The organism is Paenibacillus sp. S-38 (assembly GCF_049942825.1).
In the GTDB taxonomy this organism is placed as follows: Bacteria; Bacillota; Bacilli; order Paenibacillales; family NBRC-103111; genus Paenibacillus_G.
The window spans coordinates 5,115,625-5,134,527 of record NZ_CP187970.1; the positions used below are offsets into that span (position 1 = coordinate 5,115,625).

The 18,903-nt window shown below is 61.1% G+C and carries 17 protein-coding genes and 1 pseudogene; 4 read left to right on the forward strand and 14 right to left on the reverse strand.

Going from position 1 to position 18,903, the window contains the following annotated elements:
* Positions 1 to 9 precede the first annotated feature (9 nt).
* The 8 genes and pseudogenes from nikC to ACP26L_RS22500 all read right to left on the reverse strand — a co-directional run bounded on the left by nikC (position 10) and on the right by ACP26L_RS22500 (position 8,118).
* Entirely contained in the window at positions 10 to 888 is an 879-nt protein-coding gene (nikC, locus tag ACP26L_RS22465; protein ID WP_426446535.1) for a nickel transporter permease, read from the reverse strand.
* Entirely contained in the window at positions 885 to 1,829 is a 945-nt protein-coding gene (gene nikB / locus ACP26L_RS22470; RefSeq protein ID WP_426446536.1) for a nickel ABC transporter permease, read from the reverse strand. Before nikB ends, nikC begins: the two co-directional genes overlap by 4 nt.
* Before the next feature lies 1 nt (position 1,830).
* A complete protein-coding gene (nikA, locus tag ACP26L_RS22475; protein ID WP_426446538.1) occupies positions 1,831 to 3,411 on the reverse strand; it encodes a nickel ABC transporter substrate-binding protein in 1,581 nt (526 codons plus the stop codon).
* Between the two features lie 699 nt (positions 3,412 to 4,110).
* Positions 4,111 to 5,352 (reverse strand): NAD(P)/FAD-dependent oxidoreductase, encoded by a 1,242-nt coding sequence (locus tag ACP26L_RS22480; RefSeq protein WP_426446540.1) that lies wholly within the window; start codon positions 5,350 to 5,352, stop codon positions 4,111 to 4,113.
* A gap of 202 nt (positions 5,353 to 5,554) precedes the next feature.
* Positions 5,555 to 5,689: a hypothetical protein gene (locus ACP26L_RS22485; protein ID WP_426446542.1), complete on the reverse strand. Its 135-nt coding sequence runs from the start codon at positions 5,687 to 5,689 to the stop codon at positions 5,555 to 5,557.
* A 202-nt stretch (positions 5,690 to 5,891) separates the two neighbouring features.
* Positions 5,892 to 6,422, reverse strand: a complete 531-nt coding sequence (locus tag ACP26L_RS22490) for a GNAT family N-acetyltransferase (RefSeq protein ID WP_426446544.1) — start codon at positions 6,420 to 6,422, stop codon at positions 5,892 to 5,894.
* A 69-nt stretch (positions 6,423 to 6,491) separates the two neighbouring features.
* Positions 6,492 to 6,788: a hypothetical protein gene (locus tag ACP26L_RS22495; RefSeq protein WP_426446546.1), complete on the reverse strand. Its 297-nt coding sequence runs from the start codon at positions 6,786 to 6,788 to the stop codon at positions 6,492 to 6,494.
* A gap of 164 nt (positions 6,789 to 6,952) precedes the next feature.
* Positions 6,953 to 8,118: pseudogene (locus tag ACP26L_RS22500) on the reverse strand (alcohol dehydrogenase catalytic domain-containing protein).
* A 292-nt stretch (positions 8,119 to 8,410) separates the two neighbouring features.
* Between ACP26L_RS22500 and ACP26L_RS22505 the strand changes: the two are divergent.
* Positions 8,411 to 9,715, forward strand: a complete 1,305-nt coding sequence (locus ACP26L_RS22505) for an RICIN domain-containing protein (RefSeq protein WP_426446548.1) — start codon at positions 8,411 to 8,413, stop codon at positions 9,713 to 9,715.
* 97 nt (positions 9,716 to 9,812) lie between these two features.
* Positions 9,813 to 10,310 (forward strand): spore coat protein, encoded by a 498-nt coding sequence (locus ACP26L_RS22510; protein WP_426446550.1) that lies wholly within the window; start codon positions 9,813 to 9,815, stop codon positions 10,308 to 10,310.
* A 508-nt stretch (positions 10,311 to 10,818) separates the two neighbouring features.
* Here the strand turns inward: ACP26L_RS22510 and thiM are convergent.
* Positions 10,819 to 11,637, reverse strand: a complete 819-nt coding sequence (gene thiM, locus ACP26L_RS22515; protein WP_426446552.1) for a hydroxyethylthiazole kinase — start codon at positions 11,635 to 11,637, stop codon at positions 10,819 to 10,821.
* Positions 11,638 to 11,797: 160 nt separating this feature from the next.
* Here thiM and ACP26L_RS22520 point away from each other — a divergent pair, with 160 nt between their 5' ends.
* Together ACP26L_RS22520 and ACP26L_RS22525 are read left to right on the forward strand one after the other, a co-directional pair.
* Positions 11,798 to 13,006 (forward strand): cytochrome P450, encoded by a 1,209-nt coding sequence (locus ACP26L_RS22520; protein ID WP_426446553.1) that lies wholly within the window; start codon positions 11,798 to 11,800, stop codon positions 13,004 to 13,006.
* 441 nt (positions 13,007 to 13,447) lie between these two features.
* A complete protein-coding gene (locus tag ACP26L_RS22525) occupies positions 13,448 to 14,212 on the forward strand; it encodes a hypothetical protein (protein ID WP_426446555.1) in 765 nt (254 codons plus the stop codon).
* A 72-nt stretch (positions 14,213 to 14,284) separates the two neighbouring features.
* On the opposite strand, the gene ACP26L_RS22530 is transcribed toward ACP26L_RS22525, so the two are convergent.
* The 5 genes from ACP26L_RS22530 to yhbH all read right to left on the reverse strand — a co-directional run bounded on the left by ACP26L_RS22530 (position 14,285) and on the right by yhbH (position 18,899).
* Complete coding sequence (locus tag ACP26L_RS22530; RefSeq protein WP_426446557.1) at positions 14,285 to 14,788, reverse strand: MarR family winged helix-turn-helix transcriptional regulator; 504 nt, start codon at positions 14,786 to 14,788, stop codon at positions 14,285 to 14,287.
* A gap of 92 nt (positions 14,789 to 14,880) precedes the next feature.
* Complete coding sequence (locus ACP26L_RS22535) at positions 14,881 to 15,147, reverse strand: hypothetical protein (protein WP_426446559.1); 267 nt, start codon at positions 15,145 to 15,147, stop codon at positions 14,881 to 14,883.
* A gap of 75 nt (positions 15,148 to 15,222) precedes the next feature.
* Positions 15,223 to 16,134 (reverse strand): GNAT family N-acetyltransferase, encoded by a 912-nt coding sequence (locus tag ACP26L_RS22540; protein WP_426446561.1) that lies wholly within the window; start codon positions 16,132 to 16,134, stop codon positions 15,223 to 15,225.
* A 250-nt stretch (positions 16,135 to 16,384) separates the two neighbouring features.
* A complete protein-coding gene (locus ACP26L_RS22545) occupies positions 16,385 to 17,635 on the reverse strand; it encodes a SpoVR family protein (protein WP_426446563.1) in 1,251 nt (416 codons plus the stop codon).
* Between the two features lie 34 nt (positions 17,636 to 17,669).
* Complete coding sequence (gene yhbH / locus ACP26L_RS22550) at positions 17,670 to 18,899, reverse strand: sporulation protein YhbH (protein WP_426446565.1); 1,230 nt, start codon at positions 18,897 to 18,899, stop codon at positions 17,670 to 17,672.
* Positions 18,900 to 18,903: the final 4 nt, after the last annotated feature.

Below are 18,903 nucleotides of genomic sequence, written 5' to 3' on the forward strand. Positions count from 1 at the left end.
TTCCCGGCTTCATCCCCGGCCGCGCACATCCAGCAGATCGCGCAGCCCTTCGCCTATCAGGTTGAAGGAGACCACGACGAGCAGAACAGCCATACCGGGATAGATCATAAGCTCGGGGTGCGTTTGAAAATAAGACCGGCCCTCGTTCAGCATCGCGCCCCACTCCGGGGACGGCGGCTGGGCTCCGAGGCCGAGATAAGACATCGATGAAATCACGAGAATCGTTTTGCCCAAATCGAGCGCCGCATAGACCAGCACCGGGGAGACCACCTGGGGCAGCAGGTGCCGCCGCAGAATCGTCCCGACCCGGCCGCCCGCCACTCTCGCTGCCAATACGTAGTCCTTCTCCCGCTCCGAGAGCACGATCCCCCGGATGAGACGGGCATACCCGCACCAATTGATCAGCACAATGGAGAGGATCAAGTTGTTCAGGGAAGGGCCGAGGAACCCGGAGACCGCAATGACGAGCAGAAAATCCGGCACGACGGACATGCCGTCCACCGTACGCATCAGCAGCGCGTCGATCCGGCCGCCGGCATAGCCCGCCAGCAGGCCCGCCGGGATGCCGATGGCCAGCACCATCGCCAGCACCAGCACCGGGATGCCGAGGGTCGTCTGTGCGCCGGCCGCCAGCCTCGAGAACAGACAGCGGCCCATGCTGTCCGTGCCGAGCGGATACTGCAGGCTCGGGGGCTGAAGCCGGTGCGCCATGTTGACGGCCAGCGGGTCATTGGCAACGAGGATCGGCCCCAGGAGGGCCAATCCCAGCAGCAGCGTCAGGATGACCAGCCCGGCGGCCGTCATCGGGTCGCGGAGCATCCGCAGGACCAGGGACCTGCGGGAAGCCGCGGCCTCCCTGACGCCCGAGGGAGAATGAACGAGACTCATTGCACCCTGCCCCCTTTCACACGGATCCGCGGATCCACCCAGCCGTACAGGAGATCCACCGCCAGATTGGCGGTGATGATGAGCAGGCCGGTCATCATGAGGTATCCCTGTACGAGCGGATAATCCCGCTGGAACACAGCCTCGACCGCCATGCTGCCTAGCCCCGGCCACGCGAACAGCGTCTCGACCACCACCGAGCCGCCCAGCAGGCTGCCGAAGGTCATGCCGAATACGGTGAGCACGGGAATCAGAGCGGCCCGCAGGACGTGCTTCACATAAAGGCGGCCTTCGGACAGGCCACGGGCCCTGGCGCTTCGCACATACTCCTGCGACAGGCTCTCCAGCATGCCCGAGCGGAGCAGTCTGGCATGCACGGCTGCAAGCCCGAAGCCGAGCGTTACGGAAGGGAGGATGAGCCCCTTCCATTCTCCCCTGCCGGTCATCGGAAGCCACTGCAGCTTCAGCGAGAAGATGAAGATCAGAATCAGGCCCAGCCAGAAGAGCGGGACGGAAGCCCCGATTAGGGCGAAGAGCCGCCCGAGATGATCGGGCAGGCGCCCGGGGTATCGTGCGGCCAGCATCCCGAGCGGGACGGCCACCAGCGCCATGAACGCGAGTCCGCCCAGGGTCAGCTCGATGGTGGCCGGCAGGCGGTCCAGCAGCTCCTCGAGGACTGGTTTGCCTTTCAGGATCGACGTCCCGAGATCCAGCCGGAGCACGTTCCCGAGCCATGCCAAGTACTGCTGGTGGATGGGCCGGTTCAAGCCGAGCTCCTCCCGTAGATGGGCTTCGTCGGCCATCGTCACCTGCATTTCGTCCACCCGCAGCAGCGACAGTACCGGATCGCCCGGAGCCAGCTTCATCAGAGTGAAGGTGAGCAGCGACAGGGCGAACAGGACGGTGAGGAGCTGGAGCAGACGGGATCGAATGCGCTGAAGCATGTTATTTCACATCCATTTTGTTCGTAAGGATATAGTATTCTTCCGCGCCCGGCTTCCAGTCGGTCACCCGCTTGTTCATGCCCACGATCAAGTTCGGGTAGACGGCGTAAGCATGCGGAACTTCCTCCCTTACCACAGCCACCGCTTCCTGGGTAATCTCACTGCGCATCTTCGGATCGCTTGTCGCTTGGAGGCGGGCGAGGATCGGATTCAGCTTGTCAATGGAGATGCCGCCGGCATTCAGCGAGCCCCCCGGTACCAGGGACGAGGACAGGAAGTACCCTCCGTCTCCCCGCGGAGCGGACAGATTGCTGTACGTGGCCAGATCCCAATTCTTGTTCTGCCGCAGGTAGGTGTCGCTGTTCTCGACCGTCTGAATGTTGATGGTGATGCCCGCCTTGGCGGCATCGGACTGCAGCAGCTGCGCGATCAGAGGCAGCTCCGGCCGTCCCTTATAGGTGACGAGATCGAGAGTCAGGGGCCTGCCGTCCTTCTCCAGCTTGCCGCCGGCTCCCGGCACATAGCCCGCCTCCGCCAGCAGCTTCTTCGCCTGCTCCGGGTCGAAAGCTGTCACAGGGTCCTTGCTCCCGAAGGGAAGGCGGGTATTGAACGGGCCGTTCGCCGCCGTGGCGTGTCCGAGCATGATGTCGCTCACAATGCTCTCCCGGTTCAGCAGGAGGTCCAGCGCCCTGCGCACCCTGACATCCTTCACCGCGTCCCGCGCTGGATTGAAGAGCAGGAAGTGAACGCGCAGGCTGGCGGTCGATTCCACCTTCAGCTCTGCGTCGCTCGTGATCGCGGAGACGGTTTCGGCCGGCAGCTGCGTGGCGATGTCGGCTTCCTTCGCCTGCAGGGCCATCGACCGTACGTTGCCGTCCTCGTTGAACTTCCACTCCACCTCGTCGAGCTTGGCCGCGCCGTCCCAATACTTCTCGTTCTTCCCGAGCTGTACGCTGACATTCGGCGTGAACGCCTTCACCCGGAACGGTCCGGTGCCGACCGGCGCCTGGTTGAATGCTGCCGTGCCCACCTTCTTCTCGGCCTCCGTGTTGATGATCCCCGTGTACGGATTGACCAGCTCCGACACCAAGGATGGGTGCGGCTCGCGGGTCACGATGGTCAGCTGCTGTCCCGACGCCTCCATGGAGGCGATCTTGAGTGTGCCGCCGAGCGGCTTGCTGGCCTGGATCGAACGCTCCAGCGAAGCCTTGACGGCGGCCGCATCGAGCGGTGTGCCGTCCTGGAACTGGATGCCGTCGCGGATTGTGAAGCTCCACGTGACAGGATCCTTCGCTTCCCACCCCGACGCCAGCCAAGGCTGGACTTCCAGATTCCCGTTCAGCTTTGCGAGCGTCTCGACGATCCCCGCCCGGACCCCAATATAGTCGTTCGACGGGTCGAGGCTTCCGCTTTTGAAGTGATACATCAGGGTGACCTTCTTGGAGGCAGGAACGGTGTCTCCCGTCCCCGCAGTCGTTCCCGCAGCACCCTTGGAGCCGGAGCAGCCCGCAAGCAGGACCGCTGTGGAGAGTACCGCACTGAGGCTTATCGTGCCGAGTTTCTTACGCGATTGAAGTAACAAGAATGAACCCTTCCTTTCGTGATCCGAGCATGATGATGGAAGCCGGCCGAAAATTCAACTTTACAGCCTCCCAATGTACTGTAATAATTACGAATATGTGTCGCGCCTGAGTTCAGCCTTGGTAAGACTGTATCGAGCGGATGGGAGTTGCCGTTTCCACTTCATGACGCAGATGGGGTGCTTGGGGGCCGTCACCGCCTGCTATGCTCCGGCAGGAACTGCACTGGAGACAAGAAATGTTGGGCTGCCCGTGGATTCGAATGATCATCCTGGGCCTGCACCTATGTATGCATCCATAATTAAACGTAATTATTACTATTTGAGTATAGCAGGCCTCCTTTCCACCTGTCAATAGCGAATTTCCCTCCGATTTCCAAGCCGTCCGGCGGACAGCCCTGCATCCGGGTCGTCCAAACCGGCCGGGCAGGAACGGCAGACCGGCCTTCGTCTTCCCCTTTTGCCTCGGCCGTTGGGTACAAACTGTTCCATAGATATGCCGGCTTTCCTGCGAATATGCGCCGTCTCCCAACCCCATACGCCGAATCCAAATTCTAAAATACCCAAAAGACCGCCTGAGATTGGCGGCCTTATGGCACGATGCTCCGGCAATTCCGGATACTCCACTGCGAACAGCTTTGGGGGATAGCCTGCGGCGAACCGGTCAGCTCCTTATATTTTGCGGAAAATCAGCTTCTCCTGTCACGAACCCAGTCCCTGCAGCAGCTCCCCGACCAGCCGCTCGAAATCCTGCGGCTCATTCGCATAGTTGTACATGCCAAGGAATGCCTTCACCGCTTCGGGATGAGCGCCGATCAAATGGTTGACCGCCGTCTGCTCGGGGGTGAACGGCATGTTCTTCGTATAGAGGCACGCCATGCCGAAGCGCGTCATTGTCTTCGCCTCCATCGTGCCGTTGTACTCCTCCCGCATCCGGTCCCAGGAGGACGACCAATCCGGATGCGACGCCAGAATATCCGCCAGCACCCGGCCGCCGGTCATCGCATCGTACATCCCTTGGCCGACGGCCGGATCCTTGAACGACAGCGCATCGCCGAGCAGCGACCAGCCGGGTCCCATGCCGTCCCACCAGTCATTATCATAGCCGAGCAGCCCCTTCACACTGCCGTGTAAGCGTGCCTGCGCCAGGCGCTGCGGGAAGCTCAGATGCGGGAATGCCTCGTCTGCCAGCTCGCGGAACGCCTGCTCGACATCCTGTGCAAACCGCTCCGTCCGTGCCGTGTCCTCCAGCGGATACATCAGCCCGACGACAGCCAGGCCGTCGCTGGTCGGGAAGATGATGGCCAGCTTGTCGCCCTGCTTGTAGAACTCGACGCAGGTCTCCCCCTCCTGCCGGAAGTCTTCGAAATAGCCAACAAAGGATGCAAAGTCCGTCGGCACACAGTGCTTCCGTTCACTCTTCACAAGAGAGCGGACCGTGGACCGCCTTCCGTCAGCCCCTACGACCAGACGCCCCCTGTAGGTCATCCCGGTCCCGTCTTTGTGACGCCCGGCCACGCCGCACACCGCCCCGTTCTCCGTGACGACATCGGTAACGCGGAAGCCGAGTATGGCCGTGACGCCCTCCTGCGAGGCCGCATGCTCGAACAGCGTCCGATCCAGATGGGTGCGGCGGACGCAGAGGCAGCACGCCTCTCCATTCACAGCGGGATAATCCCCGTCGATCACCGCATCCTCGAACTGCACATGGGCCCGCTTGTACAGCGGCGACCCGCTCTCCAGCAGCCGGTCCAGCACTCCCATGTCCCGCAGCCCCGCTACGGCATTGTTGAAAAAATTATGTGTCGAGAGCGTATCACTAGGGAAACCGCCCTTCTCCAGCAGCAGCACCTGCATGCCCTTCTTCGACAGCTCATACGCCAGGGAGGAACCGGCTACCCGGGCACCCACGATAATGACGTCGTACGTTTTATCCTTTGTCATGCTGTTATGATCCCCCTCCGCATTCAGACACGAATAGCATATGTGCATCGTACCGCGGAGCGCCGTCATGTGACCAGTTACCGGAGTCATGGGGGGCGTCATGCGGAAGATGGCGGCAGCTGGGAGTCCAATGCAAAAAACCGCGCGGGGCGCGGCTTTGCATTCGATTCGTTCCGGAATCAGTTTTGGGCCTGCGAAAAGATTAGGCTTTCTCCTTCGTCGTAGGAGCCGAGAACTGCTTGAACTGGTTCATCAGCTTGTCGCGGGATTCCTTGTTCCTGAGGAGATAGGCAGCTCCGAGAGCAACGGTCGTCAGCAGTGATTTTTTGGATACCATGTTGTTCCCTCCTAAGCTTGAGTAGTAGTGAGCCTGTCTTCTCTTAGAATTTACCCGCTCCCGCCTGAATGAAACCGTGAATCTGAGGAAACCCGTGAATCGAGCGAAGCAGATTAGTCGGCTGAGCAGGGAATCGCGCTAATTCGGAAACCGCCCAGCCGCAGCCCCTGCGGCTCAAAAGCATGATCCCCGCGCGGCCTCGTTAAGCCTCTGCCCCGCCGCCGTTCAGCAGCTTGAAATAGTACACGGTGGCATCCCGGCTCCCGTCAGCGGAGATCGCATACTGCGGAATCCGGCCGGCCACGGTCCAGCCGAGCGAAAGGTAGAGCTGATTGGAAGGATCGCCTTCCCTCGTATCGAGGATCAGGAGCTCCCTTCCCAGCTCGGCCGCTTTCCGCTCCGCCTCCTTCATCAGCGCACGGGCGGTTCCATGACGCCGCCAGGACGGATGCACCATCAGCTTCGCAATCTCCGCCCGGTGCACTGCGTTGGCCCTTCCCGCCAGCTGCAGCTGCACCGTCCCCACGACCCGGCCGCCGGACCGGGCCACCCAGAGCCGGACACCCGGCCCCAGAGCGCCGTCCCAATAGCTCTGGGCTTCCTCTCGCTCAAGCGGCGGCAGAAAACCGACGGAAGCGCCGTCATCCACTACGGCGACCAGCAGTTCCACCAGGGCTTCCCGGGTACCCGCGTCGAGCGAGTCCAGTTCTTCCAGCGTGCAGGCAGCAGTCATAGTCAGCCTCCATCTTCATCTTCATTTTTGAACTTAGGATAGGACATCTGTCGCATGAGAGCCTTACTCTTACGAATATACATTGGCGACCAGGACCACCAGGGCGATGAACAAGGAGACGACGACGAACGACTTCAGCATGCCGGCGATAAACTCGTAGACTTCGCTACGCTGCATGCTCTCGAGCCCAAGAAGCCACAAAGCGATCAGCGTGCCGAACATAGCCATGATGCCGAACCGAAGAATCCGGATGATATACTCCCTCATCGGCATCCCGATCGAGTCTTCTGCCGGAGTGAACAGAACGGCCAGGCAGATGCCCAGCAGAAAGCTGTACACCGCCCCTTTGACAAGCCTTTTTTCCACCGCCTGCACCTCACTTCCTTCTGAACAGCGGGGGGTAATGTATGCCCCGCCTTTTAACTAGAATATTCCATTTGTGAGAATGAAATCAACCCCATGCGACCAGGTTGGGACCGGCAAGTCGTCCCGGCGACGCAACGTCTCCGAGCCAGGCTCACGGAATAGACTCATGGCTTCAGCAGCACCTTGATCGCGCCGTCTTTTTTCCCGGCGAACAGATCATAAGCCCGCTCCCCCTCATCAAGCGGCAGGCGGTGTGTAATGACATCCGTCGGGTCAATCGCTCCGGCTCTCACGAGATGATAGAGCTCCGGCATGTAGTGCACGAGAGGTACGCTGCCCATCCGCAGCGTAATGTTACGCTCGAACATGTACCCGAGCGGAAAGGCATGATAGAGCATGCCGTAAAAGCCCGTAAGCTGCACCGTCCCGCCCTTGCGCACCATCTGGATGGCCATGCGCAGGGGACCGAGCGTTCCGCCCTGCAGCTTCAGTGCCGTCTCGACTTTCTCCAGCACGGATTTTTTGCCGTCCATGCCGACGCAGTCGATCACGACATCGGCCCCTCCCTTCGTGATATCCTTGATGTGCTCCTCCAGTTTGTCCGTCTCATCAAAGTTGAAGGTCTCCACGACGTTCGTCGCCTTGGCGTGCTCGAGCCGGTACGGGATATGGTCGACCGCGATGATGCGCGCCGCCCCCTTGAGCCTCGCACACTTCTGGGTCAGCAGGCCGACCGGCCAGCAGCCGAGCACGACCACGGTATCCCCCGGCATCACGCCCGCATTCTCCACGCTCCAATAAGCAGTCGGCAGGATATCCGAGAGGAAGAGCAGCGATTCATCGGTCAGCTCCGATTCCTCCGGAACAGGGAAGGGCATGAAGTTGCCGTACGGTACGCGCAGCAGCTCGGCCTGGGCGCCGGCGAAGCCGCCGTATTTCTCCGAATAGCCAAGCACCCCTCCCGGCTCCCCGAACGCACTGGTTTTGTGATACATTGTCACACAGGCTCTCAAGGTCGCTGCGACAGTAGCGGCATCCCCCGCACGCCACAGTTGCGGGAATAATGACGCGGTCCCCTTTCTTCACCCGGGTCACCTCCGGCCCGGTCTCCTCTACAATGCCGACAGGCTCATGCCCGATGACATATCCGTCCGGCGTTCCCGGCAGATGTCCGTTATATAGGTGAAGGTCCGTTATACAGGTGAAGGTCCGTCCCGCAGATCGCTGTGGTCGTGATGCGGACCAGCACATCATCGGCTTTCTCCAGCTTGGCGTCGGGGACCTGGCTGACGGTGACGCGCTTTGCGCCTTGGTAGGTTACGGCTTTCATGGTTGACTCTCCCTTCGGTCCGACAGGAATGGTGTGGAACCCGGCTGGGTCCCCCTGTTATTACACCCGATCCAGCCGATTGCAACCTCTGCAGAGGTCTTCCTTCGCCCCCCGGCTATCTGCCGCCTTTCCCTTCCTCGTACGGACACCTGAAATTCCGGCACCCGATCCTAACTTCGAAGCCCTGTAAATCCGCCTCCCTTTTCCTATAATGAGTGGGAGGAGGTGAGCAGCGAGTTTTTATGTAACCGCTTTATTCTAAAAGTTTACTTATGAGATGGAGGTATAAGTCATGTCCCGTCCCGTTCCCAAAGCCGTCCTAGCCGCCGTGCTTGCGGCATCCCTATCCGCTTCCGCCGTCCCCGCAGCAGAAGCCGCCCCCACCGATTCGTGGAATCTCGTCTGGAGCGACGAGTTCAGCGGGGCGAACGGCTCCGCCCCCGACAGCGCCAAATGGTCCTACGACCTCGGCACCGGCATCAACGGAGGCTGGGGCAACAATGAGCGCCAGTATTATACCGACTCCCGAAAGAACTCCTACATCCAGGACGGTAGGCTGGTCATCAAAGCGCTCGCCGAATCGTACGGCGGCCGCAATTACACCTCCGCCCGCCTCGTTACAAGGAACAAGGGAGACTGGACCTACGGACGGATGGTCGTCCGCGCGAAGCTTCCAGCGGGGAGCCCGGCGCAGCTGCAGGGCATCTGGCCGGCGATCTGGATGCTGCCGACCGACAATGTATACGGTACATGGCCGGTCAGCGGCGAGATCGACATCATGGAGATGGTCGGCCGCGAATCGGCTTCGGCCGCCTCGCAGAAGGTATGGGGCACCCTGCACTTCGGCAACCCGTGGAAGTACATCAACAGTTCTTATACGATCACCAATAACAGCACCAACGGGGGCTTCCATGACTATGCGGTGGAGTGGGACCCCGACCAGATCCGCTGGTATGTCGACAATCAGCTCTTCCAGACCCGCTCCGCCTCCGAGTGGTACAGCTCCGGCGGCGCCTCGCCCGCTCCGTTCAACCAGCGCTTCCACCTGCTGCTGAACCTTGCCGTCGGCGGAGACTGGCCGGGCGACCCCACCGCCTCGACCGTCCTGCCGCAGACGATGGAAGTCGACTACGTGCGGGTGTACCAGCGGCCGGCCTCCTCCGGTGTGGTGTCCGGTGCGAACTATAAGCTCATCAACGTGAACAGCGGCAAAGCGCTGGACGTCTCTTCCGCAGGAACAGCCAACGGCACCAACGTGGACGTATGGACCGACAACGGCACGGGGGCACAGCAGTGGCAGGCGCTCAGCAACGGCGACGGCACGTTCCGCCTCGTCAATCTGAACAGCGGCAAGGCGCTGGATGTGGCAGGCGCAGGCACGGCCGACGGCACGAACGTGGCGATCTGGGAGGTGAACGGGTCCGCCGCACAGAAATGGCAGTTCATCTCCAATGCGGACGGCACATTCAAGCTTATCAACCCGAACAGCGGCAAGGCGCTGGATGTGGCGGGCGCCGGCACCGGCGACGGGACGAATGTGCAGATCGCCTGGGATAACGGCTCCGCCGCCCAAAAGTGGCGCCTCGTCAGGCTCTGACGGTTCAGGGTAATGTACGCTTTTTGTTCCAACTCACGTTCCATGGGCATATGCTTAGGCGTAAGAACCAAATCGCCCCGAAGGAGTGGAATGGAACATGGCCAAACCGAACGCAGGGTACCCGGCTCACCTGGCCTGGCATGAGACGCTGGAGCTGCATGAGCTGGTCGCTTTTCAGAGCGCCCAACTGGTCTCGTTCAAGAAGAAGCTGCCGACACTGCATGACCCCGGTCTGCGGGCACTCTACACCGAAGCGGTCGCCAGCCTGACGAAGAACCTCACCGAGCTGCTCGCCTTCTATCCCAAAGCGCCGTCCGCCCACCGGGACAGCAAGGATGACGTGGAGCTGCCGGATGTGGAGTCGGCCCAGCTGCTCGGCATCATGAAGACGGCGGTACGCAACTACGCCATCGCCGTTACAGAGACGGCGACGCCCCAGCTGCGCGATACGTTCGTGAAGCACCTGAATGCGGCGATCGCCCTGCACGCTAAAGTGTTCGACTTCATGTACGAGCGCGGCTACTACCCGGCCTACAACCTCGACCAGCTGCTGGCCGGCGACGTGAAGAACGCCACGCGCGCCATACAGCTGTAGTTCAGGCGGCGCCCCTGCCGGGTGTATGGGCTGGAGGATGGCATCGGCGTAGAAAAGCCGATCCCCTTCTTGCGTCCTGCTGACCGCAGCTCCGGAGGGGACGATTCATACGGCTGCTGCATGAGCCGATCCCAAACACATACCCCAAAGAAGCCGGCTGCGCTGCTGACCGGCTTCTTTGTGATTTTTGCGGTGTGGCGCGGGGAGCTGTCATGCCGTGGGCGAGGCCGGGCGGCTGCAAGCGCGCATGCCTTCCGTTAATACACTTAACATGGCATTGGCAGCCCTTTAGCAAGGTCCTGCAGGAAAACAAGCCGGCATGGCAGCTGCTATCGAAGAAACGGGCTGCCCCAGCCGCATGCCAGGGCCGGAACGCAGCAAAAGGGCCGGCATCCCTTGACGGGAGGCCGACCCTTTCGCCTATTGCTGCTCATACTGCTCTATTGTTCGTCTAGCAGCCGCTCCCTGCCGCAAACCGGGTGTACCGGAATACATTCCTTCCGCCGGCTTACCAGGCAGTGACCCTTGGCTCCGCTCCGGGCGGCTGCAGGTCGGCGCTGCCCGTCAAGTGCAGCTGATCGAGCAGCTCGGTCTGGAACCGGCCCGGGCGGTCCGCACCCGAGAGCGCGACAGCCCTTTCGGCTGCGGCCGAGTAGAAGGCCAGCGCCGATACGGCCGCAAGCACGCCGTCAGGCTCTACGGCAGCGAACGCTCCGATGACTGACGTCAGCAGGCAGCCTGTGCCGGTGACCTTCGTCAGCAGCGGCGTGCCTCCGCCGACCCGGTACGTGCGCTGCCCGTCGCTGACCCAGTCCTCGGGTCCGGTCACGACCGTGATGCAGCCGAGCGTCCGGGAAGCCTGCACCACCAGCGCCGCAAGCTGCTCGCCGCTGCCTCCGGCCGAGTCGACGCCCTTGATGTCCCACGGGATGCCAATCACGTTGGCGACTTCCGCCGCATTGCCCCGGAGGATCGATACGCCGGGATCCCGAACGAGACTTCGGGCGGTCTCCGTCCGGTAAGGCGTGGCTCCCGCTCCGACCGGATCGAACACGACCGGGACGCCATGGGCACGGGCGGAGCGGCCAGCCAGCCGCATAGAGGCCACCACCGTCTCATCGAGCGTTCCCATATTGAGCACGAGGGCTCCGGCGATCCGTGCCATATCCGCAACTTCTTCCGCCGCGTAAGCCATTACCGGCGAAGCGCCGAGCGCAAGCAGCCCGTTGGCCGTAACATTCGTAACCACCACATTCGTGATATTATGAACCAGCGGACTTCTCTCCCTCACCCGCTCCAGTACGCTGCCGATTCTCTCCATATCCATATCCGTCATCCCCATTAACCTGTTATTGGTGCTGCTTGTCCCTGATAATACGCTCTTCCGCTGCAGGGGTCAAGACCGCGTAATTTGCTCCTCCGTCCGTATAGTTGTATAATACAACTGAATGCATTTATTCCCATATTACGCATAAGGAGGAATACTTATGAACACCGGCTCCCCAGCAAAATACGCGAACATCATTCCCTTGAAGGAGCTCGACACGGTCCAGAAGCAGCTGAATCCGTTCGACTTCTACCGTGAAGCGCGGGCGAATACCCCGGTCCGCTACAATGAGTACCGGAGCGCTTGGGACTTGTTTCTCTATGCGGATGTGCACCGGGTGCTGAAGGACCCCGCCGCCTTCTCTTCGCGCCGCGGGATGGAGATGCGTCAGGAGAATCTGCTCGTGATGGACCCGCCAAGGCACACGCAGATGCGCGACCTCGTCAACAAGGCGTTCACGCCGAAGGCGATCGGTGCGCTGGAGGAGCACGTCCGCCGGGTCACCGCCGAACTGCTGGATGAGGCCGCCGGCCGCGACCGCATGGAGATGGTGCACGACCTTGCGGCCCCCCTGCCGGTGATTATCATTGCCGAGCTGCTTGGCGTACCGACGCAGGACCGTAAGCTGTTCAAGGAGTGGTCCGACGTGCTCGTCAAGGGTGTCGACGAGAATACCGAGGCTGCTTTCGCCAAGATGCAGGCCGAACGGGGGCAGGCCGCGAAGGAGCTCGGCCTCTATTTCTCCGGCATCCTGAAGGAACGCCGTGCACAGCCGCAGGATGATCTGATCTCCGCGCTGCTGGCGGCCGAAATCGACGGTAAGAAGCTGACCGAGGAGGAGGTCATCTCTTTCGCCATCCTTCTTCTCGTTGCCGGTAACGAGACGACGACCAACCTCATCACCAACGGGGTGCGCCGCCTGACCGAGGATCCGGCTCTGCAGACGCTCCTTCAAGAGCAGCCGGAGCTCGTGCCGGGCTTTGTCGAGGAGGTCCTCCGCTTCTATCCGCCGATTCTCGCAGTCGGCCGCGTAGCGGCCCAGGATATCGAGATCGGCGGTGAGACCATCCGTGCCGGGGACCAGGTCATCTCCTGGGTCGCCTCCGCCAACCGGGACGAGATCAAGTTCGACGACGCGGAAGCATTCCGTCTGGACCGCAAACCCAATCCGCACCTTGCCTTCGGCTTCGGGCCGCACTTCTGCCTCGGCGCGCCGCTGGCCCGCCTGGAAGCCAAGGTAGCCACAGAAGAGCTTCTCCGCCGGTTCCGCGATCTGCGGCTGGCGGACGGGGCGGAGCTCGTGCCGATCCCGAGCCCCTTCGTCTTCGGGGTGACGGGCTATCCGGTCACGTTCCGGTCACAGGCTTGAGCAGCGCCTGACATCCGCACTTCTGACCTTGTTTGTGACGGATAACGACAGCGATCTGGACGCTGCCCTGCCGCTGTGTTCGTAAAGCTTGGCCTCTTGAAGAAAAAGAGAATCCGCACTTGGATTCTCTTTTTCTTTTCATCGGGATATTCAGCTGTAAGGGCATGATAGCGGAGCCATGATGCCCTTACCTGCAGCGTCCGGCATGTTCACATCGAAGGCGCAGCTGCAATCATGGCTACATATTTTGTGAATAATTAACATACTATCCATCAATTCCATGATAAAATCATATTATAGAATGGATTAGCTCAGAATCATGTCATTGTTACAGAAGATCTAAATCACGTTCTCACATGATGAGGAATATCCTCTTTCGCACCCCTTAAGGGTGCTTTTTCAATTGGGGATCACATTCATTTTTTTGGAGGTGGAAGCATGATGAGTCATCCATTACAAGAAAACTCATCCCATGAAAGAGAGAACACTGCTTTTTGGTTCCCTGGGCGCTGGATCGGAGGCCTCTCTTTAATCCTTGGACCGCTCTTATTACTAACAGCCGCTCTTCTCAGGATTCAGTTTCATTATTTCTACGACGCGCAGCTTGCTGCCTATGCCGGTCATCCCGCACTCATCACGGCCGCCTACAGCTGCTTTGTGCTAGGCTGCCTGTTCCTCTGGCCCGGGATCATTACATTAGCCAGATTCATCGGCAGTAAACATCCCGTTTTAGCCATTTGGGGCGGCATGTTTACGATCTTGGGGCTAATGGGCCGAGTGTTTCATGGCGGCATTGACCATATGGCCTTCCAACTCGTGAATGTACAAAGCCTTGATCTTGCTGCCAAAGCAGTAAGCGACTCCTACCATGCATTCCATATCGTCCGTTATTTTAATGGCATGATGATGTTTGGCTGGATACTCTTGGCCATCGGTGCCTACCGTTCAGGTATATTAGGGATCATTCGCTCGGTGGCATTGGCCTCCATGTTCTTCCTGCCCTTGGGCACCCTCAAAGGTACAAGATTCGAGTCTACCTTCCTGATCTTGGGACTCTGCATTGCGTTAGTCCCTCTAGGTATCAAAGTGCTGCGCGACGGTCCGCCGCCATCACGCAAGGCCATCATCTGGACCCTTGTATGCGTAGTGGTGGAGAGTGTATCGATTGTGCTTTCCATTCTTTTCCCAGAATTGATGCGGCGCTAATCGAGCGTTTCTCCGCTGTGAACCTGAATTGAAAAAGCAAACCTTAATCCCGGCAGCTGCTTTTTGCCCTGCTTATTCCCCAGGCTCTCCCGCCTTACGATCCCCGGCGCACGCTTCGGCTGCCCGGTATTCGGCAATATGCTTCCCCGTCGTCCGGTTGAACTTCGCCATGAGCTCGCCGAACGCCTGCCGTTCCTCCTCCGGCCACTCCTTCAGAAGCTCGGCGTAGAAGGCGGCGCGCGCCCGACCCATCTCGCCGAGCTGCTCCAGTCCCCGCTGCGTAATGTGCAGCAGCTTGTAGCGCGCGTCCCGCGGGTCGGTGACGCGCTCGACATAGCCTCTCTCCTCCAGGGTCGCCGTCTGCCGGCTTGCCGTCGAGATGTCGAGCAGGAGCGCCTCCGCCAGAGCTTTGATCCCGAGCGGCCCTCTGCCGCTCAGCTCCTGCAGCAGCAGATAGGTGGAGCGGTCCATCGGGGTATCCTTGAGCAGGGCGATCCGGGCGGCTTCCGCCCGTCGCACGAAAACGGCGATTTCCCGCTCCAGCAGGCAGAAGACGCTTTCACTTGGTGGCTGCATCAGATGTCCGATCCCCATTCCTGTTGCGGTGTAGTTACCCTTAGCTTACCGGGAGCCGGCCCGGGATGCAAGCAGGGAATCCCCCGCACGGATCAATGCCACGCTGCCGCCCCTTCGAGCGGCTCATAGGGATCTGACATAACGGCCATCAGCAGCAGCAGATAAGGGAGCAGGAACAACAGCAGCGCGGTGGCGATGATCCATCCCCCGTACCTCTTCCCGCTTCGGATCCGCCGGACACCGATCCAGACACCGACCACCGGCACGAGCAGCCAGGTCCCCGGCACAACCAGCAGAAAGAGGAGAAAAGCCAGCGACAAGAGCACGATCCTCAATTTCTTTCCTATTTGTGTTTTCATACCTAAACGGACGCCATCCACCGCCCGGAGGTTCCCTTTCCTTACTCTTTTCCCCTAACTTTCTTTCCCTTTCCCTTACCCCTCGGCCTCTCCATCCATTGGCCGGCACACCATGTGCACCTGACTCAGCTTCTGCTCGAGCCCGAGCGACTCCAGCGCCTTCATCAGATGCGGCTGCGTCTGCGGCACCCCGTTCGCCGTAATCCGGCGGGGACCTCCCTCGGACAGGACGCTGCGCAGCAGGGTCTCCAGGATCTCCGGCGTATCCTGCCGGCCCCCGTCCGTGCAGCTCTGCAGGATCGACGTCGCGGTCTGGTTCCCGGCCTCGTCATACACGTGCCGGTAGAGCACATAGCCGGCCGCCCGGCCTGTACCCGGATCTTCCGCAACGAGCGCCTGCCCTTCCTTCGCGCTGCCGCACTGCATCTGCCAGGAGACGGGGTCCGGATGGAACGGAAGCGCCCCAACCTCCCGCGGAGTCGACGGAATCAGATCATAACGAAGCTCCCGGCCGGCCGCATTCTCCTCCAAGCCGCCCGGGGTCTCTCCGGCGTACGCATACAGCGTATCGACTGTCTGGTAGCCGAACTGCTTGTACAGGGAGATCGCCTTCTCGTTCTGGGAGAGTGCTTCGAGCTGAGCTGAAGCCGCCTTCAGCACTCTGTACTCCTTAAGCGTCCGGACCAGAAGCACCCGGCCTACGCCCATCCGCCGGTAGGCGGGCGCGACGGCCGTACCGCCGTTCCATACGACCCTGCTGCCCCGGATCGTCCGGATGCCGTTCAGGAGCAGTCCTACAGGCACCCCTCCGACGTAGGCGATGAACGAGTGGTCGGGATGGATGTCCTCCATGCCGAATTTGACGCGGGTGAACAAAGCCGGCGTCATCGGAATCTCAATGTAATAATCGCTGAAGCCCTGATTCCACGCCTGAACGGCATCGCATAACGAACAATCCGTCAGCCTTCTGATTTCCACGCTGCTCATGGGTACCTCCCGAATTCTCTTTTTTGGACTTGTCTTCCCTCCCTTTACTTCGAGCCCCCTCTGCAAATTCCTTCCAAGAGCATGGGAATTCCACGCGCATTCGCTTAAAAAGAAAGAAAGCCCAGGCCCCCACGGCCTGCGGCTCCCCACTCCTATGGTTCTATCTTACCGCCCCGGTCCCCGCCCTCATGCTGACCCGATGTCGGTTCCTTCCTCCTTCACGCTTCATCCAGGCATCTTTCCCCGGCTCTCACCCGGCCGCCACCCGCTGCCCGTCGCAGCTGTACCGGACCGTGCGCTGATGCTCCCCGCGCGTCTCCAGATGCACGGGCTTGCCCCACAACCGGTGAACGAGCGGCAGCGTACGGTCCACATACTTGCGGTCAAGCTCCAGCCCTTCATAGCGGTGGAGCAGCAGCAGCTCCCCGCGGCCCTGGTAGTCGTCGTCCAGCGCTGTGATGTACGGGAAGCCTCCGTTCGCCCGCTCCCCGATCAGCGTATCGCGGACCTTCTCCGCTTCCTTGTCCGTCACCCGGTAGAAGCCGTCCTGCCGCTCGAAGAGGAATAAATCCATTTCCTCCACCATGTCGCGGCTGAGATAGCTCCGCAGGAACGAGACATCCGACTCCGTCTCCCGCAGCTCGAAGAGCGCCTCCAGCCCTTCACGCCGCTCCACGTACTCCAGCATCCGGAGGCCGAGATGATACGGATTCACCCGCCCGGGCGCGGTCTGAATGACCCCTGCGTTCATCCTGGCGAACTCGAGGATCTCCTCTTCATCCAGCTCCATACGGCGAAGCAGCCGCAGGTGCCAGAAGGTGGCCCAGCCTTCATTCAGAATCTTCGTCTCCATCTGCGGCCAGAAGTAGTGCATCTCGCCCCGCAGCATGTAGAGAATCTCCCTCTGCCAATCCTCCAGCGTCCGGCTGTTCGAGGCGATGAAGCCGATCACGTCCTTCGTGCCGCCTTCGGTCTCCTGGAAGCCGCCTTCCCGCCCGAAGCGCCGGTGGGGGTCGATGTGCTCCTGGATGGCCAGCCCTGCGTCAAGATACTTCTCGACCTCCTCACTGCCGTACGCCTGCTCGAAGGCCCGCATGCGGTCTGCGAACACCGCCATCCGCTCGACCATGCCGCGGTCGGTGCGCGAGAACATCGCATTGTTTTTGAAAAAGTCGCTGTGCCCCAGCACATGCGCGACAATCAGCTTGTTCTGCAGCAGCGTATTGCGGTCTAGCAGGAACGCGTAGCACGGATCGGAGTTGATCACGAGCTCATAGATCACGCTCAGCCCATGGTCATATGCGGATTTCATCCGCTGGTACGCCTTCCCGAAGCTCCAATGGGCGAAACGGGTCGGCATGCCGTAAGCGCCGATCGAATAGAGCACCTCCGCCGGGCAGATCTCGTAGCGCATGGGGAAGAAGTCGAGCCCCTCCTCCACCGCCATCTCGGTGATTTCCGCAATGGACTGCTCCAATGCCTGCAGCTGTGCCGTCCTCAACGGGCCTCCCTCCTTCCTTGTATACCTGCCCGTATCAACCTTCCGCCTCTTCCCGGAAGAACTCGCGCAGCGTACGGTACACATCGCTTTTGTCCCGGAGCACAGACCGCGAGAACGCCTCGTGCCGGATCCCGTTCATCGTCTCCCACAGCCGGCCGCCCTGCCCGTACTGCCGGATCTCCCCGTAGCCGAGCAGGTGTACCGACTCCAGCAGCTTCTGGACGAGCTCGGCCGTGGCCGCATTGTCGGAGTCGAGATTATCCCCGTCCGAGAAGTGGAACGCGTACGTGTTGTAGTGCGAAACCGGATACTCCCGCTCCATCAGCTCGAGCGCGAGCCGGTACACGGAGGAGCACCGGGTCCCGCCGCTCTGCCCCTTGGTGAAGAACGCCTCCTCGTCCACCTGCTTCGCCTCCGTATCGTGTGCGAGGAAGCAGATCCGCACGTCCTCGTACTTCGTCCGGAGGAACCGCACCATCCAGAAAAAGAAGCTGCGCGAGAGGTATTTCTCAAAACGGCCCATCGACCCCGAAGTGTCCATCATCGCGAAAACGACCGCCGAGCTCTGTGGCTTGCGGAACTCCTCCCACGTCTTGAACCGCATGTCCTCCTGCCGGATGAGCCCCCGGGCTCCGGTCAGCCCGTCCGCCGGCGCCGCGCTGCCAGCGAGGGCGGAGGGAACAACGGGCTGCGGGGCGAAGCCTCCCCCCTGCCCGCTCAGCGCCTGCCGCTTCAGCGCCTGCATCAGCGTGCGGCGCTTGTCCACGTTGCCGATCAGCCCCTTCGGACGCACGTCGTGGAACCGCACGTCGGGGACGGTCAGATCCTCGGATGCCTTCGGCTTCAGCTTCGGCAGCTGCAGGTCCTCCAGCACGAGCTCCGCCAGCTCGTCCACCGTGATCTCCGCCTCGTAATAGTCGCTGCCGGGCATATCGCCGGCCTCCCGTCCCTGTCCCGGCATCGCCGGCTGGCCGCCGTCCCCGGCCCGGCCGATCACATCGCCGACAGAGGTCCCCCCGCCGCCCTGCCCCACGCGCGGCTTATCGCTGTAATCGTAGCGGAAGCGGGGCTCGTCCATGCTGCGGACCGGCACCTTGACGATCCGGTCCCCCTGCGAGGTGATGATCGACTCCTCGCTGACCAGATCGGCCAGGTTGTCACGCAGCGCTTCCTTCACCTTGCGCTGATGCCGCTGCTGATCCTGCTCGCCCTTGCGGTGCAGAGACCAGTCTTCCTGCGACAAGATAAACAGCGGATGCTGCATCGGT